Origin of the sequence: Acinetobacter sp. YH12205 (genome assembly GCF_013418125.1) — a bacterium.
Taxonomy (GTDB): Bacteria; Pseudomonadota; Gammaproteobacteria; order Pseudomonadales; family Moraxellaceae; genus Acinetobacter; species Acinetobacter towneri.
Genome location: NZ_VPCQ01000004.1, coordinates 330,097 through 354,359, shown reverse-complemented (window position 1 = coordinate 354,359; position 24,263 = coordinate 330,097). Strand labels below are relative to the sequence as shown.

Sequence of the window (24,263 nt, the reverse complement as noted above, 5' to 3'; positions counted from 1 at the left end):
TGGAAGCAGATGAAATATTATTGGCGAGATTTTCAAGTCATGACAGCTGATAAAATAGAGCAATGGGTGGAGAGAGTATCAAACCAATTCGGAAAAGAATACATGTTTACTTTTTAATGACAGCTTATGAGTCAGTCATTTAGAATAACTAAATTTCCTGCCCCATGTCTTATATCAGCTAAAAAACCTTGCGAGATATATCTCTCACGTCGCAAACATAGATGAAGTGTCAACAGACCCTAATATTTCAACTGTACTTTTAAAACCTAGCCACATTTCGACTCGTGACAAGGCGACAAGGATGTCGCCCGTTAGACTGTGGTACAGGACGTACCATCAGTCTAACAGAGGGCTTTTGTTACTTTTCGCCCGTGAAAAGTAAAATCTATCTACGCAACTTATATTTGCCCCAATCCATATATGAGTGATAGTACAATTCTATTTTTCTTTAAAAATTGGTATTTAAGTCTTTAAAAATTAATATCTAAAAGTTGCATAAACTCAAAGGCAGGCTCTTCGTAAGGATGACTTGCCTTGAGCGCTTTTGCGACTGCCTGAGCATTTTGCTCAGGTACAATAATTTCCACGCGCCACTCGGCAACGTGTTCCAAAGCATCTAACTCACCAATAAAAGGATTTGCTCCTTTTACAGGTTTAAATTGCCCTGTGCCTAAAACCTGCCATGCACAATGTTCATAATTGCCAATTCCACCTGCACCCGCTGCAAAAATAGCCAGTTTGGTTTCTTCAAGATGAGATTCAGGCACATAATAAATCAGTTTGAGCATATTTAAGCTTCGCTATCCATTTCACAATTAATTAGAAATTAGCATAAAAATTTGAGCATTGTTGCTATTTTGGCAACCTATACGCATCATCCAATCCTCGATTTATATAGCCCCAAAAAAAAATTTAAAGTACGCTTCGCCACAAACTTATCCCCCATTTTGTATGAATTTAGATTTAAAAAGACAAGCCATGTCGCACGCCCCTAGAGCTTTTGTCATTTTTTTGGCATGATGCAAAACAAGCACATAGTGAATAATGATAAATGACTCAAATGCGTTGGTTAGAACTGCTTTCCACAGTTCGAATTGGTAGTAAAAAACAAAGTACAGAACAGGCGCGCAGCCCTTTTCATAAAGATTATGACCGTATTATTTTTTCGCAAAGTTTTAGACAGTTAAACCGTAAAACCCAAGTCCATCCATTGACTCAACACGATGGTATTCACACTCGCCTAACCCATTCTTTAGAAGTGTCTTGTATTGGACGTTCATTAGGGATGTTGGCTGCAGAAAAAATTAAAGACCACTTGCCTATGTGGATTTCCCCTGCCGATGTCGGTGCGATTATTCAAGCCGCATGCTTGGCACATGATATTGGCAATCCACCTTTCGGACATGCAGGCGAATACGCCATTCGTGAATGGTTTGATGATGCTTCACACGGCAATTTCCTCGCCAAACTTAGTGATGAAGAAGAAGCCGATGTCCGTCAGTTTGAAGGCAATGCGCAAGGTTTACGTCTACTCACCAAAATTGACTATCATCCAAATGATGGCGGCATGCGTTTAACCTATGCCACTTTAGGCGCTTATTTAAAATATCCGTGGCTCTCCAAAACCATTGCCGAACAAGGCAACCGCCCTGCCAATCAACGTGATAAATTTGGTTGTTACCAAGCTGAAAAAGAAATTCTCAAACAAATTGCAGAACAACTTGGACTGATTCAATTGGGCGATTATCACTATTGTCGTCATCCACTGACATATTTATTGGAGGCAGCGGATGATATTTGCTATGCCTTAATTGATTTGGAAGATGGCATTATTTTAAACATGCTCAGCTATGAAGAAGTTGAACCGATCTTTTTAAACTTGATTGGTGACTACGGTATTCCAGCAGAACTGGCGATGGCACGTACCATATGGCAACAAAAAATTGCCGCTTTGCGTGGTCGGGTCATGAAGCGTTTGGTCGATGAAGTCACCACAGCGTTTGCCAAACACCATTTGGAAATTCTGATGGGACAGCTCAAAGGCAGTCTTTTACAGTATTGCTCAGCGGATATTGAAATTGGTATTAATCGCGCCAAAGACTTAGCCCGTGAGAAAATTTTCGAGCATCCGCAAAAAGCAGGACTGGAAATTATTGCGCATCAAAGTTTACAAAACATTTTGGATGCGTTTATTCCACTCACCACACCACATAAAACCCTAAGTTTTAAAGAGCAGCGTTTAATGTCCATCTTGCAACGCTCAGGGGCAGATTTTGCACATAATCACTATGACAATATTATGCAAGTCTTGGATATTATCTCCAAGTTTTCAGATCACCAAGCCTATAACTTGTCGCAAGAATTACAAGGCAATAAGGTCGGCTTGCTGTAATGAATAATTTGCATATCAATACTTGTATATAAATAGAAGTAGGATTTAAGCGCAGATTTTGCCTTTTGTGAAAATGCACTCTACTATGCGAACAGCAACTTATTTTAAATTAATCAGTGAATCACAAATATGATCGGATGTCTTATTGGCGAAGTATTGGCTTTAGAAGCACCAACCGTGTTACTGAATGTGAATGGTGTGGGCTATGAAATTGACACGCCGCTCACCACATTTTGCCAATTACAAAAAGGGCAGAAAATTACCCTATGGACGCATTTAGCCGTGCGTGAAGATGCTCAATTGTTATATGGTTTTTTAGAAGCCCAAGAAAAAACCATTTTCCGAACCTTACTTAAAGTCAATGGTGTCGGCCCAAAAATGGCGCTAGGTATTTTATCAACCTTAAGCGTCGAGCTACTGATTCACACCGTAGAACATGAAGATATTAATACCCTGATTAAAGTGCCAGGTGTGGGCAAAAAAACTGCTGAACGTTTAATGATTGAATTACGTGATCGCTTTAAAGCCATGTCCAACGAAGTGAGCAGCAGCAATTCCACAATGACTCAAATCCAGTTTACAGGCAATTCTGCTGTTGCCGAAGCCGAAGCCGCTTTACAATCTTTAGGTTATAAACCTGCCGAAGCACAAAAACTGATTAATGCAGTCAAGGGCGATTTTACTGAAGCCAGTGATATTATCCGTGCAGCATTAAAGTCGATGAATAAATAAAAGATGCCAACAAACCTAGCGTAAGTTCATCTTTCCAATATTGGATACATGACTGGCGACATGGATGTCGCCCGTTGAGTTGGGGTATAGGGATATACCCTCAACTCAACATAAGATTTTTGTTACTTTTGATCTTTCAAAAGTAAAATCATGCCTTCGCAAAGGCATTTAAACGCAACTCATACTTTGAGGCTGTGCATGCAGCATCAAAATGCCCAGCTCAAGAGATTAGTTAACACGATATGCAAGACCGTCTAATCAGTGGTTCTGAAAAACCCGAAGATCAAATTGATCGCGCCATTCGCCCCACCTCACTCGATGACTATATTGGGCAACCTGTAGTGCGTGAACAAATGGAAATTTTCATTGGTGCAGCCCGTGGACGCGCAGAAGCACTGGACCACACCCTGATTTTTGGACCACCAGGTTTAGGTAAAACCACACTCGCCAATATTATTGCCCGTGAAATGGGCGGCAATCTTAAATCCACTTCAGGGCCTGTCTTGGAACGCGCAGGTGATTTAGCCGCCATGCTGACCAATCTTGAAGAAGGCGATGTGTTATTTATTGATGAAATTCATCGTCTTTCACCTGTGATTGAAGAAATCTTGTATCCAGCGATGGAAGATTATCAACTGGACATCATGATTGGTGAAGGGCCTGCAGCACGCTCCATTAAACTGGACTTGCCACCATTTACCCTTGTCGCCGCTACCACACGTGCAGGCTTACTCACCTCACCGTTACGTGACCGTTTTGGTATTGTGCAGCGTTTGGAATTTTATTCGGTTGAAGATTTGACCCATATTGTCAAACGCTCGGCGAGTTTAATGGATGTGCCAATGACCGATGCAGGAGCCAATGAAGTCGCTCGTCGTTCACGTGGTACACCACGTATTGCCAACCGATTATTGCGTCGCGTTCGTGACTATGCGCAGGTCAAAGGCACAGGTGAAGTCACGCAAGAGATGGCACAACGTGCGCTAGATATGCTGAATGTCGATAAAGATGGTTTAGATACCTTAGACCGTCGTTATTTATCAATGTTATTAGAGCGTTTTGATGGTGGGCCTGCAGGTGTGGAAGCTTTGGCCGCTGCTATGGCTGAAGACTCTGGCACTTTGGAAGATGTAATTGAACCATACCTAATTCAACAAGGTTATGTAATGCGAACCGCTCGCGGGCGTATTGCGACCAATATGGCGTATTTACAATTTGGGATGACACCGCCAGAGCCAAAAGAAAAATAGCTCAAAGGAAAAAATAGCTTGAAGGGAGCTATCTCCCTTTAAGTTATTAAATATTTAGGTCAATTGGGTCTGTAGATAGACCCTAATTTTCAATAATACGCACATCTTCAACAAGCATTAATTCACACGCGCCCGCCCCTGTATCATGACGGCTTAAAGAACTGCGCCACTGCCACCCATCTGCGGCAGTAACTTCAACCAATTTACCTTTCAAATAAATCAAATCATCTTCATCAATCTGTTTTAACTGTGTCGCAATCGCGGGTGTGGCAGGAATTAAATGCGTATTAGCGCTCAAACTTGCAATCTCTTGCACAGGAATCGGTGGTGCTTGTTCATAACGCCAATGATACCAACGGTTGCTTTGACGAATAGACAACTGTTTATACACTTCAGGCTTGGCCATTTCGCCCCATCCCAAAGCAAAATCGACAGGGCTAAGTTCGGCTTCACGTCCAAAATTATAATTTTCACGTGACAATACCCGAAACTCACCTTCATAGGTTTCCAAAGCTTGAATGGTATAGTCTTTAAATTGATGCACTTGCTGCGATGACTGATAGGTTGTGCTATCCGCAATTCCTCCATCTGGCTGGAACAGCGTCATCCACAACAAATACAATATGGCAATTACCACAAAAAATTTAACTAAACGGCTCATGTGCTGCTCATTGGGGTGGATCATCTGCATGTATCAGGCAGGCAGCTAATTTTAACTTAAAAGCATGTTTGAAATCTTGTGCCATTGGACGAAGCGTTGAGAATGATAAACTGCCACGCTATACACAGCTTGACTTATAGCCCCGATTCACGTCAATTTCACAGACACGGCGTAAGCTATAAGTATTGCTTATCAAACAACTTTGCAACATTGAAGCGGAACATCATCATGGCGAATAAATTTGAATTTAAAATTCGTATCTATATGGAAGATACTGATGCAGGCGGCATTGTTTACCACGCCAACCATATTCGCTTTATGGAACGTACCCGTACCGAATGGCTTCGTGCATCGGGTGTTGATCATTATTGGCATCAACAAGATTACAACTTTGTCGTGCATAAAATTAACGTGAAATATTCACGTCCAATCTTAATGGATGACCTAATTACTGTTACAGCAAGTGTAGTTTCGTGTAAAGCGTCATCATTTGTATTGCAACAAAATATTTATCGTGGTGAAATCATGCTTGCATCTGGCGAGGTTGAATTGGCCTGTCTTGGTTCAGATATGAAACCACGTCGTCTGCCAGATGAAATTCGTAGCCTTATTCTGAAAGAATTAGGACAAGATTAAAAAAATGAATTGGCACATGTAGTAACTATGGCAACACAACTCGAATCATCTCTTCAAGTATCAGATCTTATTTTACAAGCAAGTCCTGTTGTTCAGCTGGTAATGCTCTCGCTGCTTTTAGCATCATTATACAGTTGGTATCTGATTGCCAAGTTACACATGAGCTATAAAAAAGCACAGGCAGATGATCAGCATTTCCAAAAAATCTTCTGGTCTGGTGCAGAATTAAATACGCTTTACAACAACGCACAGCTCAATTCAAAACGTGTCGGTTTGGAAGATATTTTCTATCAAGGCTTAGGTGAGTTTTTAAAACTCAAAAAGCGCCAAGCGCCTGCAACACAAACCATTGAAGGCACAGAACGTATTTTACGTGTCGGTTTAAGCCGCGACCAAGCTCAACTTGAACAAGGCTTAGGTGCATTAGCCAGCATTGGTTCGGTTGCTCCATACGTTGGTTTATTTGGTACCGTCTGGGGCATTATGAATGCCTTTATTGGACTGGCAGATGTCGATCAAGTCACATTGGCAACAGTCGCACCAGGGATTGCCGAAGCCCTCATTGCCACAGCCATTGGTTTATTTGCCGCCATTCCTGCGGTACTTGCCTTTAACCATTACACCGCCAAAGGCGAAGCGATTTATTCTGATCGTGCTTTATTTGCCGAAGAAATGGTGGCTTTATTACAACGTCAATCTTTAGGCAATACTAAGGATCACGACTAATGGCCATTCAACGCTCAGGACGCTTCGAGCGCATTAAGAAACCACTCAAAAGTGACATGAATGTAGTGCCCTATATTGATGTCATGTTGGTGTTATTGGTGATTTTTATGGTTACTGCGCCAATGATTACCAGTGGGATTCAAGTCGATTTACCACAAGCCAATGGCAACCCAATTGAATCGAAAGATGCCCCTGCTTTAGTGACTTTAAATAAAGATGGGCAATATTTTTTAGAATATAAAGAACACAAAGCCGAGCCTTTGGAATTAGCCCAGTTGAAACAAATTTTGACCGATGCTCAAATTCAAGCCAAAGCTGAAAACAAAGAGTTTCAGGTTATTATTCGTGGTGATAATACACGCCCTTATGGTGATGTAATTGCGTTAATGTCTAACTTGCAAGATGCGGGTTTAACCCAAGTTGGATTGCTGACTGAGCCTTTAAAGTAATTTATGAAAGATTTTAAAAAGCCACCTTTTCAACAAAAAGCCATTGCGATTGGATTCACCGTAGGTGTCCACCTTATCGCAGTGGTTGGCTTGCTTTATTTGGGCATGAGTAAAGCACCTGAGCCACCTAAGCCCATTAAAACCGTACTGATTAAACCAGAAGATTTAAAACCCTTATTAGAAACTGAATCTGCTGAAACCACACATGAAAATGTAGCAGAGCAAATTACTCAAACTGCTGAGCCTGCTCTTGAACCTGCCCCTGTCATTCCAACACCTGCAGCGGCTCCTACGCCACCCGCTCCTCAAGTTGATACACAAAAAACTGCACAAGCAGCAGAGGCTCAAGCACGTGCAGAACGACAAGCTGCTGAAGCCAAACAAATTGCAGAGCGACAAAAACTAGAAGCTGAACGCTTAAAAGCTCAACAAGCACGCGCCGAAGAACGTGCTCAACGAGAAGCTGACGCCAAAGCAAAAGCTCAAGCCGATGCCAAAGCACGTGCTGAAGCAGATGCTGTACGTCGTAAAGAAGCCGAAGCCCTGAAAAAAGCAGAAGCGGCAGAAAGACGTCAACTCGAAGCCAATGCAGCAGCAAAACGCAAAGCTGAAGCAGATGCAAAAGCCAAGGCAGATGCTGAGGCAAAACGTAAAGCTGACGCAGATGCAAAAGCCAAAGCAGATGCCGATGCAAAACGTAAAGCTGCAGCAGATGCAAAAGCCAAAGCTGATGCCGACGCAAAACGTAAAGCTGCTGCAGATGCAAAAGCCAAAGCTGATGCCGAAGCAAAACGTAAGGCTGACGCAGATGCAAAAGCCAAAGCTGATGCCGAAGCGAAGGCACGTGCCGATACTGAAGCCAAAGCCTCAGCTGCCAAACAAGCTGCAGAAGAAGCTGCTCAGAAAAAGGCTGAAGTACGACGCATTGCATCCACTGCTAAACGCGATTTCGAAAATAAAATCAGACGAGCGTGGGATACCCCAGCTGGTTCTTCGGGTCAACGTGCAACTGCCCGCGTGACTTTAAGTGACAGTGGCGCAGTTCAGTCTGTCGTGGTTAATTCTAGCGACCCTGACATGAAAGCCAGTGTAGAAGCTGCTGTTCGTGCTGCCGCACCTTATCCGATGCCATCAGACCCAGATGCACGACGCGAAGCACGTAGCTTCACCTCTACCTTTACAGCGCAATAAGTTACCAGTTAGCCGAATAACATCTATTTGGCTAACTCCTTCTCAAAATATTTACGAGTATAAATAAATTTAAATTTTCACAGTGTTATAACAGTTTTATTATAAATTCATGCTTTCATTCCTACCAAAGCATGCCATTATGTACCACAATTACATCCAAAAAAGTTATGTTGATTTGAGAAAATAGCGAATGATGGAAACAACGCGTAAACACCTACTTTGTCTTGCTATTTTAACTGCGCTTAGCCCAGTTTTAAGCACACAATCTTTTGCACAACTGCATTTAGAAATTGCCAAAGCACCAGAAGAAGCACCTAAAATTGCGATTGTGCCGTTTGGCAATGATCAAAGTATTTATCCTATTGTAGAAAACGATTTAAACCGTTCAGGCAAATTCACCAGTTCATCTAAAAACCTTGCTGCAACTGCAAGCATGAACAATCCAAATGCAGCTGCATGGCAAGCCGCAGGTGTACCTTATGTGGTGACGGGAAATGTCAAAGCCACTGCAGAAGGCGGTTATGAAGTTCATTACCAACTTTATGATGTGCAAAAACAGCAATACTTATTGAATGAATTATTAAGCGTGCCTGCGTCACGCGTACGTTCTGCTGCACACATGATCAGTGATGCCATTTATGAAGCACTCACGGGCATTAAAGGTGACTTTAGCGGACGCATTGCTTATGTACTGCGCAACCCTGCAACACCTGAACAACGCTATACCCTGCAAATTGCCGATACTGATGGTGAACAGCCTAAAACCATTTTGACTTCGCGTGATCCTATTTTATCGCCTGCATGGACACCAGATGCCAAAAAAATTGCCTATGTGTCGTTTGAAACCAAACGCCCTGCTATTTATGTGCAAGATTTGGCGACAGGTCAGCGTGAAAAATTAGCCAGTTTCCGTGGTTTAAATGGTGCTCCAAGCTTCTCACCAGATGGTCAAAGTATGTTGTTTACCGCATCCATGCATGGCAATCCAGAAATTTATCAAATGAATTTAAGCACCCGTGAACTGCGACGCATGACCAATGACAGTGCGATTGATACCGAAGCACGTTATGCACCAGATGGTAAATCATTTATTTACACTTCAGATCGTGGTGGTTCCGCACAAATTTATCGTTATGACTTTGCCACAGGCAGCAGCAAACGCCTAACCTTCCGCGGTGCATTTAACGCACGTGGTACGCTCAGTGCCGATGGTCGTAAACTGGCATTGGTGCATCGCCCAAGTGGCAGTAATTACAAAGTCGCAATTCAAGACATCAACACCAATATCACCAATATTTTAACCCCAACCAGTTTGGATGAGTCGCCAAGCTTCTCACCAAATGGGCAAATGGTGGTGTATGCAACGCGCGAAGGCGCACGTGGCTTATTGTCAATTATGTCTTTAGACGGTCGCTTCCGCATGAACTTACCTAGTGAACAAGGTGAAGTGCGTGAACCTGCGTGGGCACCAAAATAATGAGTACCCGCAAGGTAAACACTTTTCAGTTCTGTTTTAAAACCAAAAATCAAGCTTCATGGAGATGAGGATGAACGCAGTTAAATTATTGGTACTCCCTGTTTTGGCATCGGCTTTAGTGATGACAGGTTGTGCAAACCGCAAACCAACGACTGACTCACAAGCAGGTCAAACACCAAGTGGTGCAACTACAGTCAACACCCAAGGTTTGAGTGAAGATGCAGCTTTAAATGCACAAAACCTTGCAGGTGCATCTGCCAAAGGTGTAACCGAAGCCAACAAAGCTTTCTTGGCAAAGCGCGTGGTGCATTTTGACTACGACAGCAGCGAATTATCTAATGATGATTACCAGACCCTACAAGCACATGCACAGTTTCTAATGGCGAATGCCAACTCTAAAGTAGCGCTTACAGGTCATACCGATGAACGCGGTACACGCGAATACAACATGGCTTTAGGCGAGCGTCGTGCCAAAGCGGTTGAGAGCTTCTTAATCACCAGCGGCGTTAACGCAGGTCAGCTTGAAGCAGTGAGCTATGGTAAAGAAATGCCAGTCAACCCTGGACATGATGAAAATGCATGGAAAGAAAACCGTCGCGTAGAAATTAACTACGAAGCTGTTCCACCATTATTGAAATAATAATTTGCTGTTTGGGAAAAACTCGTTTAGAACGTGTTTCCCCAATACGAAAAAAGCGCTCTTTATTACAAGGGCGCTTTTTTATGACATAAAAAACTGGGCAAACGAATATTTTAAAAACTAACAGATAAGTGCAGAAATACAGCTTTGCTTCAGTTATTCCGACTCGGCATCAGCTTTTGCAGTTTGCATAGATTCAATCAAATCATGCTTGTTAAACTTTTTATATTCAGGTTTAGACTCGTAATCTTTCCAAGCGGCTTTCATCTTGTCCTCAGAAATATCGTCTAAACTAATCCCTTCGCTTGGCGTTGGAGTCGCATCAAACTTTAACGTTGTCATATCTGTGCTCCTATCTCAAATTAAATCCTTCACATCAACATAGCACTTTCTGCAGGACTTGCAAGGGTAAAATCACAGCAAATAGTCGAGTTTAATTTTTCTTTTAACGCGTTCTCATCTAAACTATTGCAGCATATTGTTATCCTCATTTTTGCAGTCATTCGGAGTTTTCCAGTCATGTCATACCGCACCCTTTCCCAATTTCTACAACAACAAAAACAAACTGGAAATTTAACACCCGAACTTGCTCAAGTAATTGAAACTATAGCCAATACTTGCAAAACAATTGACCAAACATTACAAAAAGGTGCGTTGGCGGGCGTATTAGGCAGTGCGCAAAATGAAAACGTACAAGGCGAAGAACAAAAGAAATTAGATGTTATTTCAAATGATTATTTAATTGATGCGTTACAAAAACATCCTAATGTGGGTGGTTTGGCGTCGGAAGAATTAGACGAATTCACTCCTGCTCAGGAAAATGGTCAATATTTAGTGTTATTTGACCCACTGGATGGTTCAAGCAACATCGACATCAATATGTGTGTGGGTACTATTTTCTCAATTTTACCTGCAAAACATGCCGTGACCCAAGCTGCAGACTTTATGCAAGCAGGTACACAACAAGTTGCTGCAGGTTATGTCCTGTATGGCCCATCTACCATGATGGCGCTCACTGTTGGTGCAGGCGTGGTATTCTTTACCTTTGACCCAGAAAGCCAAGAGTTCTTGGTGACTGCCGACAACATTCAAGTTGCTGCCGATACAAAAGAATACGCGATCAATGCTTCAAACCAACGCCATTGGGAAGCACCTGTAAAACGCTATATTGATGAGCTTTTGGCTGGTAAAACTGGGCCACGCGAAAAAGACTTTAACATGCGTTGGGTTGCATGTATGGTAGGCGATATTCACCGTATCCTTTGCCGTAGCGGGGTTTTCATGTATCCATACGACTTAAAAGACCCGAAAAAAGCAGGTCGTTTACGTTTAATGTATGAAGCCAATCCAATGAGTATGCTCATGGAACAAGCAGGCGGTGCGGCAACCACAGGTCGTGTGCGTATTTTAGACATCCAGCCCACAGACCTACATCAACGTGTGCCTGTCATCATTGGCTCAAAAAATGAAGTCGATTTGGTCAGCAGCTACCATCAATAATTTTTAACAACAGCAGTCGGCCATTCGCTGACTGCTGTGGATTTTATCGCATGCCTACGATTTTTTTAGAATCAAAAGATAACCCGAAAATTAAACACTTACGTGGTTTAATTGAACAAAATAACTATCGCAAAAAACAGGGACAAACGGTACTTGAAGGTACACATTTGTGTCTGGCGTGGTTACATGAAAATAAAAAAATCAATTCGATTTTTACCACCGAACATGCACTAAGCCATCCTGACTATGAGCGTATTTTGGCTAAATACACAGGCGTGGTCTTTGTCATTGGCGAATCTTTATATAAAGATTTAAGCACTTTAGGCACTTCCCTTGCCTGTTTAGCCATTGTCGACGTGCCAAGTTCAAGCCAAGCTTTAGACTTTAAAGCAGACACACTGATTTTAGAAAGTGTGCAAGATCCGGGTAATGTCGGCACCTTATTGCGCTCTGCAGCAGCAGCAGGTATTGAACAAATTATTTGTACCAAAGGTTCTGCCTCACTTTGGTCGCCACGGGTGTTACGTGCAGGCATGGGCGCACACTTTAGCTTGCATACCTTTGAAAATATTGAACTCGAAGATGTCTTAGCACAATTTCAGATTCCTGTATATGTGACCAGTTCACACCATGCAGAAAGTCTCTATTCCAAAAATCTGCGTAAGGCTTGCGTCTGGATTCTAGGCAATGAAGGTCAAGGTGTGTCCGATTATGCCTTACAGCATGCAGAAGCGGTAAGTATTCCACAACCAGGTGGACAGGAATCTTTGAATGTGGCAATTGCAGGCTCAATCTGTTTCTTTGAAATGGTACGCCAACGTCTGTAAATGGTTAATTTATTTTAAAAAGACTAGCCCTGCAAAAAAAATAGATTAGACTGAAAATAATAACTTGCAATGTCAACCAAACCATTGTTTTTAGCGTTATAAAAATATGATGTTAAAAATAATGGTGGGTATCCAATGACAGGATTTTCCATCTCTATGGATTTAAACCCGAAGTCGTCACACTCGGAAAATTTGAGTGCTCTTAAGAGTACGGCTGAGCAACGTCTGAAGAATTTCATGCAAGACGTAACGGGGCGTGCCTTAGTGATGATGGAAAGTGCAACGCAAGGACAGCACGGCATTGCTATGGATTTGGTGCAAGAAGCCTTTATTTCCTTGCATAAATCTTATGCTGACAAAGCCACAGAGGAATGGTATCCCCTGTTTTACACCATTTTAAATAACAAATTACAAGATTGGCGTCGTAAAGAAGCTCGCCGCGCTCAACCGTTTTCATGGTTCAAAAAAATCAGTTTAGATGATGACGATGTTGAACAACTTGATATTGTCGATGAGCAAGCACTCAATCCTGCAGAGTTTTTAGATCAAGCTGTGACTGTAGAAGAAATTCAGGCAGCAATTGCGGGGCTTCCTGTGCGGCAACAACAAGCTTTTATGTTACGTGCTTGGGAAGGTTTTGATACGCAAACCACCGCACAAATTATGAACTGCACTGAAGGCAGTGTAAAAACGCATTATCACCGTGCTATTCAAGCTTTACGCAAGAGTTTGGCACATATGAATCCGTATCTGGGAGGATCATCAGAATGAAACAAGATGATTTCTTAAAACAAGTGACATCTAAACTTGATGGATTGGCTCGCCACCATCAAGACAAAGCCGCGGTCATGAATCATGTCTTGGACAATATTCAAGACAAGAAAACATCGCGCTATGGGCTTTGGAAAATGTCAGGTTTTGCATTGGCTGCGGCAATTGCAGGTTTTGTGGTCTTGCCAAATTCAATGGAAATGACCACACAGCCGCAGAATCAAGCTGTATCTGTTCCTAAACTTTCTCCACAAATGGTGGAAGATTTAGAAATGTTAATGGTGTTGGGTGAGGACAAAGTTCCACATGGCAGCTAAACGAATTGTGATTGCGTGTTGTGCGCTCAGTTTTTTACAAACCAGTTTTGCAGGGTTTGAGCGTTTTTGGATTTTTTCCAAAGATGCAGATACGCAAATTTCAGAAACCTGGGAAACTCTTTCTGAAGAAGAACAATTGGCCTTAATTAAGCGCTATCAAAACTTAAAAGAAATTCCTGCAGAAAAAAGCGTAGCTTTACAGCAGCGGATGGATTGGTTTACTCAACTGCCTGATAGCGAAAAACAAAAAATGCGTGAAACTTGGCAAAAAATGAGCACGCAAGAACGTCGTGAATTAGGACAACGCTTGCAACAAGCAACACCTGAACAACGACCTTTAATTCGTCAGGAATACATTCTTAAATATCAGCAGCCTGCAATGAGTCACTAATTTTATCTGTTCATGGATAATAGAAAGTACTTGAAGTCACCAATAACAAAAGCCTCATCGTGTAAAACAGATGAGGCTTTTGCAATAAAGAGTCGGTAGATTACGATTTTCTTGGACGTTGACGATAGAACGCCAATCCGATTAAACCAAACATACCCCAGAAACCTAAGCTTCCCCCACCGCCACCACTGGCTTCATAATTGGTATTTTTCGCTGTATTTTCTAAAGTAATGGTCGCTTCAGGCGATAATTCCAGTTCATGATCGAAAATCGTGTATTTCAGCTCATAATCAAATGGGCTAAAGCTATTTCGTACTTGAACCTGAATATTGCCACCATAACAAATTTCACGTGCATAATCCCCAGGACAAGGTGCTTGACGATCTGCCGTAAGTACCACACCTGAAGGTACTTGTGTAAAACGAATTGCCAGTTCTTGTCCTGTACTATCTTTATAGAATGCAGGCTTATTGGTATTTTCTTTCAAAGTGCTGATAGAACCATCGCCTGCATCGCTATCATTCAGCAATGGATTAAAACTCACTTTGAGGTCTGTACCATATTCAAGTCGTACACGATCATCTTTTGCAATTGGGGCAATATTGCTAAATTTACCTTCAAGTAAGCCCGAAGAATGCAAATTACTGTCCAATTTTGAGGTAATGGTGTATTTACAATACGCTGAATCGGTTGCTTCTGTGACTTTATCATTCAGTCGATACATCACAATCCGTTGCAACTGTGCATCCCATTCACATTTGAATAGTGGATCTTGGGTCAATTTATCGGTACTAAATGTGGTACCTGAACCCGAAATTGCACCAATCCCCAATACTTCAGTGCTAATGCTAAAGTTGTCAGAATTAAGCTGTCTTAACTGAACAAATTTCCCATCTGCAGTTGGTTCATCTTGCTTTAATGCCATCGCAAATGGATCAACATAAATGGCACGATATTGCTGCTTAGCTTTGGTATTCGCCAACAAATCCTGCATCGTTTTCAAATCAGTACGCGATTGAGAAACGACCGAAGATGCAGCATCTTTACTTTGATCTATCGCAGACTGAATACGGTCAATTTGTTGCTGATAATTGGCAAATAAACTTTCATAAGAGACATTACGCAAGCTTTGAATATCGGCTGCATTTAAGCGCATCACTTCTACAGAGCCAATTTCACAGGTATTTTTTGCATCAGGATTTAAAGTTAAAGTTGCATTACTCACCCGCGCTAAACCACGTTGTTCATAATCACTACACCCCATGCTGTTTACATCAATCAAATCTTTCGCAGGGTCTGAACCAAGTTTTGGATAATACAACGGCAGGAATAAATTATAAGCAGATGGTTCTTGCAAGGGCTGCAATACTTGATCAAAGCTAAGCCCTGTCAAATCCAAATTTTTAGCACCATCATAAGAACTATTTGCTGTTTCAGGCAAATCACACTCGCCTTGCTCTGTCGCTGATCCCATTGCGAATAAGGCATTGCGAATTGTGTTGATGTTGCGCGCCTGCTCTAAGCTCGCAGGGAATGCATAACGACAAGATTTACCTTGGTTAAAGGCCAACATATTAAAAGAGAGGACAATACGTGGATAATTGTCATAAAACAAAGTACTCAATGCTTTATTTTCAACAATGGTATTACTTTGCAAATACACCTGTGACAAAGTGCTAAGCGGATGATTTTCTGCATTACTTAAGTTAAAGATATGACCTTTGCTGGTATCAGCTTGGTTTTGTGCAATCGTACTGGCAGTCAACGCAAGATCTGGTTGGCCGCAAAGATCAAAAGTACTAAGACTATTTGCAGCACCATTTTTCACAATACTGCTGCGGTCAATTTTCACCATAGAGCGTGTATTGACCAAGTTGGCACTACAATCCATTGCCAACACACTACCTACTTTGGCTTGGTTCGCATGGATATAAGCATTCTCTAAATTGACTTGACGCTCCGCTTGATGAGCAACAACGTAAATTGCACCACCTTGTTCTGCATGCGAATTTTGAATTTCGACATTGTTCGCAGCTAGTGGGCCTGCCACAAATAATGCACCACCTTTGCCTGCATCTACAGGGTTCGCATTACCACCACCATTGGCATCCCCATTTTTTAGAATGACATCGTATAGCGCCACGCTGGCTTGGGTATCTGAAGTATTGATAATACGGCTATTGCCCTGTGCATTAATACTGGTTTTTAACGGTGCAATTGAAGGATAACGATGGGTAATCGGATCTACTTGGTTATAGTCGACCGCTGTCGCCCCATAAATACGCACCATAGATTGCGGGCGTAATTCTGAGTTTAAGATATATTCCCCAGCCTGCAACTGAATCATATCGGTTGCACCACGGTTGGTATTGCCTGCGCTACATCCACCGAACGCAATATTCTGCTTGGCCGCAACTAACGCTTCACGTAATGAACATTTGCTTAAGTCTTCACCATTTTGATCTTCAAAGGTCGTGACCTGAATCACACGATTATCTGCTGCCATAAGCGACATAGCAGACAGCACCATTATCCCTAATAGTGTTTTTTTATTATTTTTCATATTCATCCTTTATGCTTTTCTACGGCGTAAACCCAACAAGCCCAATAAAGCCATTAATCCGTAAGCGCTCCATGCACCGCCAGAAACTTTTATTTTATCGCTTTCCATACGATTTTCATGTTCTTGAATAACTTGGACTTTCACTTCCATATAAGGTGTTGTGCTGTTAAAACGTGTGGTACTGGTGACTAATTTAATTTTAAAAACATCTGCACCATGCCAAGCAGAATCTGGGGTATATACCAAATTCCCCAACTCATCTACGGTCAATTTTCCTTTAGAACGTGTATCGAGTTGCTCAATTTGCACACAACCTGCTTGCCATGCTTGGCCTGTCGGATTGTTTGGATAGACTTGATCACAAAATTCTTTAGGCACCAAATCACTATCACCCAACAAATCACTCACCGACATTTTAGCAATTTGACCCGCCAAAATATCTTGACCTATAAGCCCCATAGTTTCAGGAACCATCACCTCTATTGCACCACGGTCACATAAGGTAATATCTGACTGACGGTTTTTACCGCGCTGATCTGAAGCAGCACAACCGACTACCGTATTATCCCCCAGTTGTAATTGCCCCTGATTCAACACCACAGAATCTTTCAGGCTGTTATAATTGAGCAATACGCGTGGGCGCATAAAGCCCAAGAATGAGTTTTCAGGAACTTGATATGGACAAAAGAGTGCCGTTTTATCTTGACTGAGGGTTTGGCATGCACCTTCAAGCAGATTACCTGCAAGCACCGAATTTGCAGTCCATAGCGTATTTGGATAGTTGCTATCGCCTGCTCCACAGCCTGCGCCGACTAAATTATTTTGCAATCTTGTTGCATCTGAACCTGCTTGCACACAGTTTGCTGCAGTATTCACACTCACAGGATGTGGATTACCCAAAATCACACTATTGGCAATATAGGCTTTACCCAAAGGTGCGTTGAGATACACACCACGGCTGTTACCAATCAAGCTAATGTTATTGACACCAATATCATCCAGCACATTCATGACATAGCCTTCATTTGCAGTAAAAGTACTGCTCACGATCATATTCCCCATACTAGGAAAGGCTTTGATTTCTTCATCTGCCAAACTTGCTGCAGAATAGAGATTGGCTGAAGCAACTGATATGGTTTTGTTGCCTTTAAATACTGAAGTTGTAATCACAAAGCGTGGGAATTGCGTATAAATGACGCCACCTTCCTGCGCTTGGTTAGCTTCAAGCAAGCTATTTTTGATCTCAATAAAACCTGCAGGGATCTTCTCGTCAGTCATTTGTGCGAGGTTATAAATTGCCCCACCTTGATTGGCTACACCCTGACTCAGTTTCACATAGTCTAAAATTAAATGTTCATTATTATAAATCAGACCACCTTGTTGCTGACGACAGCGTTCCTCACCGCAGCCCTGTAAAGTTAATTCTTTTAAAGAAACTTTTAAGAAACGATCCTTGCTATCTTCAATGTGGAAAATTCGCTCATTGCCGCGCATCTGAATCGTGGCATTATTCAAACCTGGGGCAGTTTTATCATTCAGACTACTGTCATAGGTGGTTTTAATTTCAAGGTTTTCTGTAATTTTAAGTTGAGTATCAATTTGATAGACGGCTTTCTTTTCTAATAAAATCACACTTGAGGCATTTTTGCCGCCACAGCCCAAATAGCCTTCTTCGGGCATGCCTAAATTAATATACTCAATGGCTTCACGCAAAGAACATTGTTGATCATCTGCTTTGGTGTCAGCAGTGGTGGTGACAATGATATTACTACTATATGCATGACCTGCGATAAACAGCATACCAATGCCGATGCTCTGCTTGAGCATAAGCGTACTCCTTGTAATTTTCTTTGTTTTTTTTCTTCTTTAGTTGCAAATTCCCTGCAACTTCGAATTATTTTCCGAATAATTTGGCATAGCTTGCGCAAATTCTCAAGTAATTTTAATTTTTACCGATATTCGTCAATTAAAGCATAAATCTGACGCAGGTTTGCGCCACTTAATTTCGTTTTCTCTCCTTTAAGTAATTGCACCAACTGTTCAAGGCTTTGCAGCAAAATCGAGGTCTGCTGTGGGCCATGTAACAATAAGTAATCAATAATTTGTGGGTCGATGATAATCCCGCGACGCTCTAACACGGAACTCACTAAAGCTTGTCGGTCTGCATACAAACTGCCTGAAGGCACTTTAACACTCACTGCCTGCGTCAAACGTGATTGCAAATCGGGCAATTCAAGCTTTAATTCAATCGGTGCAAAACGTGATGAAAACACCAACTGACCACCAACCTCATTGCTGTAATTGATTAAGTGAAACACCGCACGTTGCCAATGTGGTACACCACTAATCGCTTCAATATCGTCTAAAGCAACCAAATCATAACGGTCTAAAGAGGTAATTGCTTCAGTGGGGGCATCCAATAATTCAAGTAAAGATACTTTAATGGCTGATTTGCCAATTTCTAAATAGGAATCACAAATTGCAGACAATAAATGACTTTTGCCTGTACCCGCTCCACCATAGACATAAAAGCGATTGACCAATCCTGCATGAAGCTGTCGAACTGCATCAATCACATGCCCCCAACCTGGACCAGAAAAATCACTGATCCGTGCATCTAATTGAGGCTCGATATCTAACTGCAGTTGACGCATAGAATTGTAATCACCTAGGAGTTTTGCTGATCTGAGGGCTTTATCTTACTTGATTTTTCAGTCTGTTGCAGTGAATTTGCTGACTGAGGATCAAGCTCAATATCAATATGAACTTGTGCTGTATCAATGCTGATGTCACCCGATGCACCATCTTCCGACACCACCACAGGTTGCCCATACAAATAACTTTTTTCGTAAAAATCACGTAAATGACGCAGTAAAACCACAATCACTGCTGCTACTGGTAAAGCAATCAACATCCCCATGAATCCAGCCAGTTGTGCACCTGCTAAAACAGCAAACACCACCGCGACTGGCGAAAGCCCGATTTTATCACCCAATAAAAACGGTTGTAGAATATAGCCTTCCACCGCCTGTCCAATCATAAAGACCACAAGGACTAAAACCAATTGCATCCAGTCAATGCCAAATTGCAGGAAAGTGGCAATAATGGCTGCAACAATGCCTACAGCGAAACCTAAATACGGAATAATACTGGCAAGTCCCGCTACCATCCCAATAATCAAGCCGACTTCTAAACCAATCAGTTGTAGCCCTGTAGCATAAACGACGCCCAACAAGATCATCACCAAAAACTGACCTTTAACGAAAGCGCCTAACACACTGTGACATTCTTGTACCACAGCCAACGTGCTTTGCTCATAAGGACGCGGAATTAAGCGGCGCAGGCTGTCGAGCATACGCTGCCAGTCGAGCAAGAAATAGAAAGCAATAATCGGAATCAGCACCACGGTGCCGCCAATTTGAATAAAATTCAGACCAGACTGTGCAACACGCAATAACATGGCTTGAATACTATCGGCGCTATAATTGGTTTGCACATAATCCATGACGATGCTGCTCATGTGCGAGGTATCAATTTCCATTTCTTCAATATTGAAAGTGGATGATACCCACGGCAAGAAGGTCGAATTGATCCAGTTAATACCGACAGGAATACTGTCACGCGCAATCATCAACTGCTTCCAAACTAAAGGAATGATGTACCAAACTGCCAAAGTCAGCGCGATGCCAATCCCAATAAAAACCAAACTGATAGATAGCCAACGTGGTAAACCGACTTTGCAAAATTTTTCAACCAATGGGCTAAATAAATAAGCCATGAAAAATGCAACAACAAAAGGAATGACAACTGGTTTTAATAAGTACAGCACCCAAAGGAGCAGAACTATCCCAGACAGGATAAAAATGCGACGCAAGGTACGATCGACCATAGAAATTCGCCTTTTTTCAGTTTATTCGTTATAGAAGTTAAAATATTTGAATAAAGATAGCATTTTAGCGCATAAATAACATAAGAGTTTCGTATATTCAGGTATAATCGCCCCGCGAATGCGGAGACTTCATTATGAGCAACTCAACTTCTAACCCAACCACTGGTTTAAGCTATAAAGATGCTGGTGTCGATATTGAAGCGGGCGACGCGTTAGTCGATCGTATCAAATCTGTCGCTAAGCGCACGACTCGTCCTGAAGTGATGGGTGGATTAGGCGGCTTTGGCGCACTTTGTAAAATTCCGAAAGGTTATGAAGAACCTGTGCTCGTATCTGGCACAGATGGTGTAGGAACTAAATTACGTTTAGCGTTGAACCTAAACCGCCATGACACAATTGGTCAAGATTTGGTGGCAATGTGTGTAAATGACTTGCTGGTGTGCGGTGCTGAACCTTTATTCTTCTTAGACTACTATGCAACAGGTCACTTAAATGTAGACGTTGCAGCCAATGTTGTTACAGGAATTGGTAAAGGCTGTGAGCTTGCAGGCTGTGCGCTTGTAGGTGGTGAAACTGCTGAAATGCCAGGCATGTATGAAGGTGAAGATTACGATCTTGCAGGCTTCTGTGTGGGCGTGGTTGAGCAAAGCAAAATTATTGATGGCTCTAAAGTAAAAGCTGGTGACGTTCTGATTGGTGTCGCTTCTTCAGGTGCACACTCAAACGGTTACTCTTTACTTCGTAAAATTTTAGACGTAAAAAATGTTGATTTAACTCAACTGGTTGATGGTCGTCCACTGGCTGACGTTGCCATGGAACCAACACGCATTTATGTCAAATCAATGCTTGAACTGTGCAAACAAGTTGATGTGCATGCTATGGCGCACATTACGGGTGGCGGTTTACCAGGTAACTTACCACGTGTATTGCCAAATGGTGCGCAAGCAGTGATTGACGAATCATCTTGGGAATGGCCAGAACTGTTCAAATTGTTACAACGTGAAGGCGGTGTAGAACAGTTTGAAATGTATCGCACCTTTAACTGTGGTGTAGGTATGGTTGTTGTTGTAGATGCCAACGATGCAGACAAAACAGTTGAGCTTCTCAACAGCCTTGGCGAAAAAGCTTGGGTGATGGGTCGTATTCAAGACAACGCCGAATCCGTTGAAGGCGCAGATGAAAAAATTCGCGTAATTTTTGCGTGATTTGACTCAGATGATCAAAATAGCTGTCCTCGTTTCAGGCAGCGGAAGTAACTTACAAGCCCTGATAGATGCCAATCTTTCAGGGCAAATTGTTGGGGTTATTTCCAATAAGCCTGATGCTTATGCTTTACAACGCGCTCAACAAGCAGGGATTCAAACTGCAGTGATTGAGCACAAACAATATCCGAGTCGTGAATTATTTGATGATGTCATGCATCAACAATTACTTGCATGGGATGTTGATTTGGTGGTGCTTGCGGGCTTTATGCGTATTTTAAGTGCCAAATTTGTGCACGCTTGGGAAGGTAAAATGCTCAACATTCATCCTTCACTCTTGCCGCATTATAAAGGCATGCACACCCATCAACGTGTACTCAATACAGGCGATACTTTACATGGTTGTACCGTGCATTATGTCACTGCTGAATTAGATGCAGGTCAAGCACTGGCACAAGGTGTGTTGCAAGTAAACATCCACGATGATGCCGAAAGCTTGGCGAACCGTGTGCATGTGTTGGAGCATTTGATTTATCCGCAAGTGGTTGAATGGATTTGTAACGGAACCATTCAGCACACTGCGCAAGGTGTGATGTATCGCCAACAACTGTTACAACAACCTGTGCAGTTTTGCAATTTTTAAATATTCTTTAAGTATGTAGCTTTTGATATATACGAAAAAACGCCTGTTGATCAGGCGTTTTTTATGGTTCGTATTTGGTTCAGACTGAATTAAACAGAAGCAGCTTTACTCTGCTGTGCTTGAATCAAATCTTTAATCAACTGCACCGTCGCTTCAGGTTTTTCTAAAGGGAACATATGTCCACCTTCAACCACCTGATAAGCAATGTTGAATTTCTTGGCGGTAATTTGTGGGAAACCTGCTTTTAAGAACGGCCCTTTTTTTGCAATCACCAATTCTGTCGGCACTTGCAGTTTTGCTTGCGGTAACCACCACAGTGATGGATTGGTTCTAAAAATATTGACCTCGTCCATTTTTGGAATGGTCAATTGTACCCCGCCTCGTACATGGTCATCAGTCAAAGCATGCTCGATATAAGCCTGAAAACAGTCGGCATCAAAATCTTGATAAAAACCTTTCGGACGCAATAAGTCTGCTGCTTGCTCACGACTTTCCCAATGATCACGACGGCGCAAAGACAAAGATGCAGGCGACAGTTGATCTACTGCTTTAAGCTTAAACATTTTGGCAAAATGTAAAAACACCGATGCTTTACCCATGATTAAAGGTGGATCAAGCATGATCACTTGTTCAAATAATTCAGGGCGTTGTAAAGAGGCTTGAAACGACAACACTGCACCTAAAGAATGCCCCAACGCAATCACTTTACGTCCCTGAGCTTGACGTACAACACTGTCAATCACTTGTTGGGTTAAGCTTTGCCAATGATTATCAATCGGATAACGCTTATCTGGCCCCAACAAAGGGACGTAAATCACATCGTAATCATCTTTAAGTAAATCAAACAGTTTTTGATAAACCTTCGATGGCACGCCATTGGCATGCGCAAAATGAATCAGTGGTTTCATTGTAATTTCGCGTTTTGCTCAGTCTGAATATGTTGAGATAAAGAAGTGGCAAAGCCCTCTCCCACTGCTGCCCCCATACGACCCAACACAGAGTCTAAAGGACTGTGTTCAATGGTATAGTTCACTGTTTTATCTAGGTTTAAATCACGCTTCAGGCTATTTAAACTGCCAATCTTATCGGCAATGCCTAAAGTCACGGCTTGCTCACCTGTCCAGAACAGACCTGAGAAAATCGCAGGATCTTGTGATTTCAGTTTCGCGCCGCGTCCATCTTTCACTGCTTGAATAAAGTGGCCATGCACATTATCTAATACGGCTTGCACATGTTTTTTCTGTTCAGGATCAACAGGTTGTGTCATCGACAATAAGGCTTTATTTTCACCTGAGGTCATAGTACGATCTTCCACACCCATCTTCTGCATTAAACCGCTCAGCCCATAATTTGGCATAATCACGCCAATTGAACCCACCAAACTTGATGGATTGACAATAATTTCATCTGCAGCGGAAGCAATGTAATACGCACCTGAAGCGCCAGTATCGCCAATCACGGCATAGAGTTTTTTCCCTTGATGCTGTTTTTTCAGATATTGAATTTCTTGCCAGATTTCATCTGACTGCACAGGTGAACCACCCGGAGAATTAATATTTAGCACCACCGCCTGACTGTTGCTGTTTTCATAGGCTTTTTTCAGTGACTTGATGGTGTCATTGCTGTTCACACTTTGCTTATCAGATGCAATTGTGCCAACAATATCCACCACCGCGATATGTGGACTCGCTGCCGATGGATTCGTGGTCGTGGTACTGCACCCTTTGCCCATTATCACCAACAGTAAAAATATATAAGCAAAAGTTAAAAACTTAAAGAAAATCCCCCAACGACGTGCACGACGTTGTTCTTCAACTGAAGCTAAAACAGCTTTTTCTAATAGTTTCCACTCATTGCCTGTGGGCTGCTGTGCTTGTGGAGATATTTGTTGTGATTCATTTTGTGGTTTTGGTGGCCAATCGGACATGAAACAATCCAAAAAATAGTAAATTTGCTCCATTATATACACGGAATTGGCAAAAACTGTCTAAAGCCTGTATTTTCTC

25 protein-coding genes and 1 pseudogene are annotated in these 24,263 nt (G+C 42.1%); 17 read left to right on the top strand and 9 right to left on the bottom strand.

The features are described from left to right. A pseudogene (locus FTU92_RS07835) lies at positions 1 to 117 on the top strand (transposase); the annotation flags it as partial. A gap of 353 nt (positions 118 to 470) precedes the next feature. On the opposite strand, the gene FTU92_RS07830 reads toward FTU92_RS07835, so the two are convergent. Continuing rightward, positions 471 to 788, bottom strand: a complete 318-nt coding sequence (locus tag FTU92_RS07830) for an NGG1p interacting factor NIF3 (protein WP_180096035.1) — start codon at positions 786 to 788, stop codon at positions 471 to 473. 263 nt (positions 789 to 1,051) lie between these two features. Here FTU92_RS07830 and FTU92_RS07825 point away from each other — a divergent pair, with 263 nt between their 5' ends. From FTU92_RS07825 to ruvB, 3 genes are all read left to right on the top strand, one after another. Beyond that, positions 1,052 to 2,392, top strand: a complete 1,341-nt coding sequence (locus FTU92_RS07825) for a deoxyguanosinetriphosphate triphosphohydrolase (RefSeq protein ID WP_180096033.1) — start codon at positions 1,052 to 1,054, stop codon at positions 2,390 to 2,392. Between the two features lie 129 nt (positions 2,393 to 2,521). Beyond that, positions 2,522 to 3,124: a Holliday junction branch migration protein RuvA gene (gene ruvA, locus FTU92_RS07820; RefSeq protein ID WP_004971784.1), complete on the top strand. Its 603-nt coding sequence runs from the start codon at positions 2,522 to 2,524 to the stop codon at positions 3,122 to 3,124. A gap of 242 nt (positions 3,125 to 3,366) precedes the next feature. Continuing rightward, positions 3,367 to 4,374 carry a Holliday junction branch migration DNA helicase RuvB gene (gene ruvB / locus FTU92_RS07815; RefSeq protein WP_004971787.1) on the top strand — a complete coding sequence of 336 codons (1,008 nt, stop codon included), beginning with the start codon at positions 3,367 to 3,369 and terminating at the stop codon, positions 4,372 to 4,374. Positions 4,375 to 4,456: 82 nt separating this feature from the next. On the opposite strand, the gene FTU92_RS07810 is transcribed toward ruvB, so the two are convergent. Then, positions 4,457 to 5,035, bottom strand: coding sequence for a hypothetical protein (locus tag FTU92_RS07810; protein ID WP_004971789.1), 579 nt, complete (start codon positions 5,033 to 5,035; stop codon positions 4,457 to 4,459). A 228-nt stretch (positions 5,036 to 5,263) separates the two neighbouring features. Here FTU92_RS07810 and ybgC point away from each other — a divergent pair, with 228 nt between their 5' ends. From ybgC to pal, 6 genes are all read left to right on the top strand, one after another. Then, positions 5,264 to 5,671, top strand: a complete 408-nt coding sequence (gene ybgC, locus FTU92_RS07805) for a tol-pal system-associated acyl-CoA thioesterase (RefSeq protein ID WP_004971791.1) — start codon at positions 5,264 to 5,266, stop codon at positions 5,669 to 5,671. Between the two features lie 27 nt (positions 5,672 to 5,698). Beyond that, positions 5,699 to 6,397: a protein TolQ gene (tolQ, locus tag FTU92_RS07800; RefSeq protein ID WP_104851739.1), complete on the top strand. Its 699-nt coding sequence runs from the start codon at positions 5,699 to 5,701 to the stop codon at positions 6,395 to 6,397. Then, positions 6,397 to 6,846 (top strand): protein TolR, encoded by a 450-nt coding sequence (gene tolR / locus FTU92_RS07795; protein WP_180038067.1) that lies wholly within the window; start codon positions 6,397 to 6,399, stop codon positions 6,844 to 6,846. Before tolQ ends, tolR begins: the two co-directional genes overlap by 1 nt. 3 nt (positions 6,847 to 6,849) lie before the next feature. After that, positions 6,850 to 8,037 (top strand): cell envelope integrity protein TolA, encoded by a 1,188-nt coding sequence (gene tolA, locus FTU92_RS07790; protein WP_180096031.1) that lies wholly within the window; start codon positions 6,850 to 6,852, stop codon positions 8,035 to 8,037. A 193-nt stretch (positions 8,038 to 8,230) separates the two neighbouring features. Continuing rightward, positions 8,231 to 9,514 (top strand): Tol-Pal system beta propeller repeat protein TolB, encoded by a 1,284-nt coding sequence (gene tolB / locus FTU92_RS07785; RefSeq protein WP_026438303.1) that lies wholly within the window; start codon positions 8,231 to 8,233, stop codon positions 9,512 to 9,514. Positions 9,515 to 9,584: 70 nt separating this feature from the next. Continuing rightward, positions 9,585 to 10,154: a peptidoglycan-associated lipoprotein Pal gene (gene pal / locus FTU92_RS07780; protein WP_004971799.1), complete on the top strand. Its 570-nt coding sequence runs from the start codon at positions 9,585 to 9,587 to the stop codon at positions 10,152 to 10,154. 156 nt (positions 10,155 to 10,310) lie between these two features. On the opposite strand, the gene FTU92_RS07775 is transcribed toward pal, so the two are convergent. After that, positions 10,311 to 10,496: an NF038105 family protein gene (locus FTU92_RS07775; RefSeq protein WP_004971800.1), complete on the bottom strand. Its 186-nt coding sequence runs from the start codon at positions 10,494 to 10,496 to the stop codon at positions 10,311 to 10,313. A gap of 177 nt (positions 10,497 to 10,673) precedes the next feature. Between FTU92_RS07775 and FTU92_RS07770 the strand changes: the two genes are divergently transcribed. The 5 genes from FTU92_RS07770 to FTU92_RS07750 all read left to right on the top strand — a co-directional run bounded on the left by FTU92_RS07770 (position 10,674) and on the right by FTU92_RS07750 (position 13,960). Continuing rightward, positions 10,674 to 11,654, top strand: a complete 981-nt coding sequence (locus FTU92_RS07770) for a class 1 fructose-bisphosphatase (RefSeq protein ID WP_180096029.1) — start codon at positions 10,674 to 10,676, stop codon at positions 11,652 to 11,654. 50 nt (positions 11,655 to 11,704) lie between these two features. Continuing rightward, positions 11,705 to 12,481: an RNA methyltransferase gene (locus FTU92_RS07765; protein ID WP_180096027.1), complete on the top strand. Its 777-nt coding sequence runs from the start codon at positions 11,705 to 11,707 to the stop codon at positions 12,479 to 12,481. A gap of 156 nt (positions 12,482 to 12,637) precedes the next feature. Continuing rightward, positions 12,638 to 13,252 carry an RNA polymerase sigma factor gene (locus FTU92_RS07760; RefSeq protein ID WP_179989349.1) on the top strand — a complete coding sequence of 205 codons (615 nt, stop codon included), beginning with the start codon at positions 12,638 to 12,640 and terminating at the stop codon, positions 13,250 to 13,252. Then, complete coding sequence (locus FTU92_RS07755; RefSeq protein WP_004971804.1) at positions 13,249 to 13,569, top strand: hypothetical protein; 321 nt, start codon at positions 13,249 to 13,251, stop codon at positions 13,567 to 13,569. The genes FTU92_RS07760 and FTU92_RS07755 overlap by 4 nt, the downstream gene beginning before the upstream one ends. Continuing rightward, positions 13,559 to 13,960, top strand: a complete 402-nt coding sequence (locus FTU92_RS07750; RefSeq protein WP_004971806.1) for a DUF3106 domain-containing protein — start codon at positions 13,559 to 13,561, stop codon at positions 13,958 to 13,960. Before FTU92_RS07755 ends, FTU92_RS07750 begins: the two co-directional genes overlap by 11 nt. 100 nt (positions 13,961 to 14,060) lie before the next feature. Here FTU92_RS07750 and FTU92_RS07745 read toward each other — a convergent pair whose 3' ends face one another. The 4 genes from FTU92_RS07745 to cxpE form a co-directional block, all read right to left on the bottom strand. Continuing rightward, on the bottom strand, positions 14,061 to 16,475 hold the full coding sequence (locus tag FTU92_RS07745; protein ID WP_225530188.1) for a CSLREA domain-containing protein: 2,415 nt from the start codon (positions 16,473 to 16,475) through the stop codon (positions 14,061 to 14,063). 57 nt (positions 16,476 to 16,532) lie between these two features. Beyond that, the gene (gene rbtA / locus FTU92_RS07740; RefSeq protein WP_167845887.1) at positions 16,533 to 18,350 is read right to left on the bottom strand and encodes a rhombotarget A; all 1,818 of its coding nucleotides are present in this window, start codon (positions 18,348 to 18,350) and stop codon (positions 16,533 to 16,535) included. A gap of 122 nt (positions 18,351 to 18,472) precedes the next feature. After that, the gene (gene hda / locus FTU92_RS07735) at positions 18,473 to 19,177 is read right to left on the bottom strand and encodes a DnaA regulatory inactivator Hda (RefSeq protein ID WP_004971812.1); all 705 of its coding nucleotides are present in this window, start codon (positions 19,175 to 19,177) and stop codon (positions 18,473 to 18,475) included. 14 nt (positions 19,178 to 19,191) lie between these two features. Continuing rightward, positions 19,192 to 20,412, bottom strand: a complete 1,221-nt coding sequence (gene cxpE, locus FTU92_RS07730; RefSeq protein WP_178865699.1) for a chloramphenicol efflux transporter CxpE — start codon at positions 20,410 to 20,412, stop codon at positions 19,192 to 19,194. A 134-nt stretch (positions 20,413 to 20,546) separates the two neighbouring features. Between cxpE and purM the strand changes: the two genes are divergently transcribed. Then, the gene (gene purM, locus FTU92_RS07725) at positions 20,547 to 21,617 is read left to right on the top strand and encodes a phosphoribosylformylglycinamidine cyclo-ligase (protein WP_004971815.1); all 1,071 of its coding nucleotides are present in this window, start codon (positions 20,547 to 20,549) and stop codon (positions 21,615 to 21,617) included. Positions 21,618 to 21,627: 10 nt separating this feature from the next. Continuing rightward, complete coding sequence (gene purN, locus FTU92_RS07720) at positions 21,628 to 22,257, top strand: phosphoribosylglycinamide formyltransferase (RefSeq protein WP_179990107.1); 630 nt, start codon at positions 21,628 to 21,630, stop codon at positions 22,255 to 22,257. Positions 22,258 to 22,346: 89 nt separating this feature from the next. Here the strand turns inward: purN and FTU92_RS07715 are convergent, their stop codons facing one another. Both FTU92_RS07715 and sppA read right to left on the bottom strand, forming a co-directional pair. After that, positions 22,347 to 23,165 carry an alpha/beta fold hydrolase gene (locus FTU92_RS07715; protein ID WP_004971819.1) on the bottom strand — a complete coding sequence of 273 codons (819 nt, stop codon included), beginning with the start codon at positions 23,163 to 23,165 and terminating at the stop codon, positions 22,347 to 22,349. Next, positions 23,162 to 24,184 carry a signal peptide peptidase SppA gene (gene sppA / locus FTU92_RS07710; RefSeq protein WP_004971820.1) on the bottom strand — a complete coding sequence of 341 codons (1,023 nt, stop codon included), beginning with the start codon at positions 24,182 to 24,184 and terminating at the stop codon, positions 23,162 to 23,164. Before sppA ends, FTU92_RS07715 begins: the two co-directional genes overlap by 4 nt. Positions 24,185 to 24,263 lie beyond the last annotated feature (79 nt).

Coding starts and splice junctions, on each gene's coding strand:
- FTU92_RS07775 (WP_004971800.1), bottom strand. CDS start 10,496: ATGACAACGTTAAAGTTTGATGCGACTCCAACGCCAAGCGAAGGGATT.
- FTU92_RS07770 (WP_180096029.1), top strand. CDS start 10,674: ATGTCATACCGCACCCTTTCCCAATTTCTACAACAACAAAAACAAACT.
- tolA (WP_180096031.1), top strand. CDS start 6,850: ATGAAAGATTTTAAAAAGCCACCTTTTCAACAAAAAGCCATTGCGATT.
- FTU92_RS07810 (WP_004971789.1), bottom strand. CDS start 5,035: ATGAGCCGTTTAGTTAAATTTTTTGTGGTAATTGCCATATTGTATTTG.
- FTU92_RS07755 (WP_004971804.1), top strand. CDS start 13,249: ATGAAACAAGATGATTTCTTAAAACAAGTGACATCTAAACTTGATGGA.
- FTU92_RS07750 (WP_004971806.1), top strand. CDS start 13,559: ATGGCAGCTAAACGAATTGTGATTGCGTGTTGTGCGCTCAGTTTTTTA.
- purN (WP_179990107.1), top strand. CDS start 21,628: ATGATCAAAATAGCTGTCCTCGTTTCAGGCAGCGGAAGTAACTTACAA.
- FTU92_RS07765 (WP_180096027.1), top strand. CDS start 11,705: ATGCCTACGATTTTTTTAGAATCAAAAGATAACCCGAAAATTAAACAC.
- pal (WP_004971799.1), top strand. CDS start 9,585: ATGAACGCAGTTAAATTATTGGTACTCCCTGTTTTGGCATCGGCTTTA.
- cxpE (WP_178865699.1), bottom strand. CDS start 20,412: ATGGTCGATCGTACCTTGCGTCGCATTTTTATCCTGTCTGGGATAGTT.
- FTU92_RS07825 (WP_180096033.1), top strand. CDS start 1,052: ATGACTCAAATGCGTTGGTTAGAACTGCTTTCCACAGTTCGAATTGGT.
- FTU92_RS07760 (WP_179989349.1), top strand. CDS start 12,638: ATGGATTTAAACCCGAAGTCGTCACACTCGGAAAATTTGAGTGCTCTT.
- ruvB (WP_004971787.1), top strand. CDS start 3,367: ATGCAAGACCGTCTAATCAGTGGTTCTGAAAAACCCGAAGATCAAATT.
- ruvA (WP_004971784.1), top strand. CDS start 2,522: ATGATCGGATGTCTTATTGGCGAAGTATTGGCTTTAGAAGCACCAACC.
- hda (WP_004971812.1), bottom strand. CDS start 19,177: ATGCGTCAACTGCAGTTAGATATCGAGCCTCAATTAGATGCACGGATC.
- ybgC (WP_004971791.1), top strand. CDS start 5,264: ATGGCGAATAAATTTGAATTTAAAATTCGTATCTATATGGAAGATACT.
- rbtA (WP_167845887.1), bottom strand. CDS start 18,350: ATGCTCAAGCAGAGCATCGGCATTGGTATGCTGTTTATCGCAGGTCAT.
- sppA (WP_004971820.1), bottom strand. CDS start 24,184: ATGTCCGATTGGCCACCAAAACCACAAAATGAATCACAACAAATATCT.
- FTU92_RS07745 (WP_225530188.1), bottom strand. CDS start 16,475: ATGTCGCTTATGGCAGCAGATAATCGTGTGATTCAGGTCACGACCTTT.
- purM (WP_004971815.1), top strand. CDS start 20,547: ATGAGCAACTCAACTTCTAACCCAACCACTGGTTTAAGCTATAAAGAT.
- FTU92_RS07830 (WP_180096035.1), bottom strand. CDS start 788: ATGCTCAAACTGATTTATTATGTGCCTGAATCTCATCTTGAAGAAACC.
- FTU92_RS07715 (WP_004971819.1), bottom strand. CDS start 23,165: ATGAAACCACTGATTCATTTTGCGCATGCCAATGGCGTGCCATCGAAG.
- tolQ (WP_104851739.1), top strand. CDS start 5,699: ATGGCAACACAACTCGAATCATCTCTTCAAGTATCAGATCTTATTTTA.
- tolR (WP_180038067.1), top strand. CDS start 6,397: ATGGCCATTCAACGCTCAGGACGCTTCGAGCGCATTAAGAAACCACTC.
- tolB (WP_026438303.1), top strand. CDS start 8,231: ATGGAAACAACGCGTAAACACCTACTTTGTCTTGCTATTTTAACTGCG.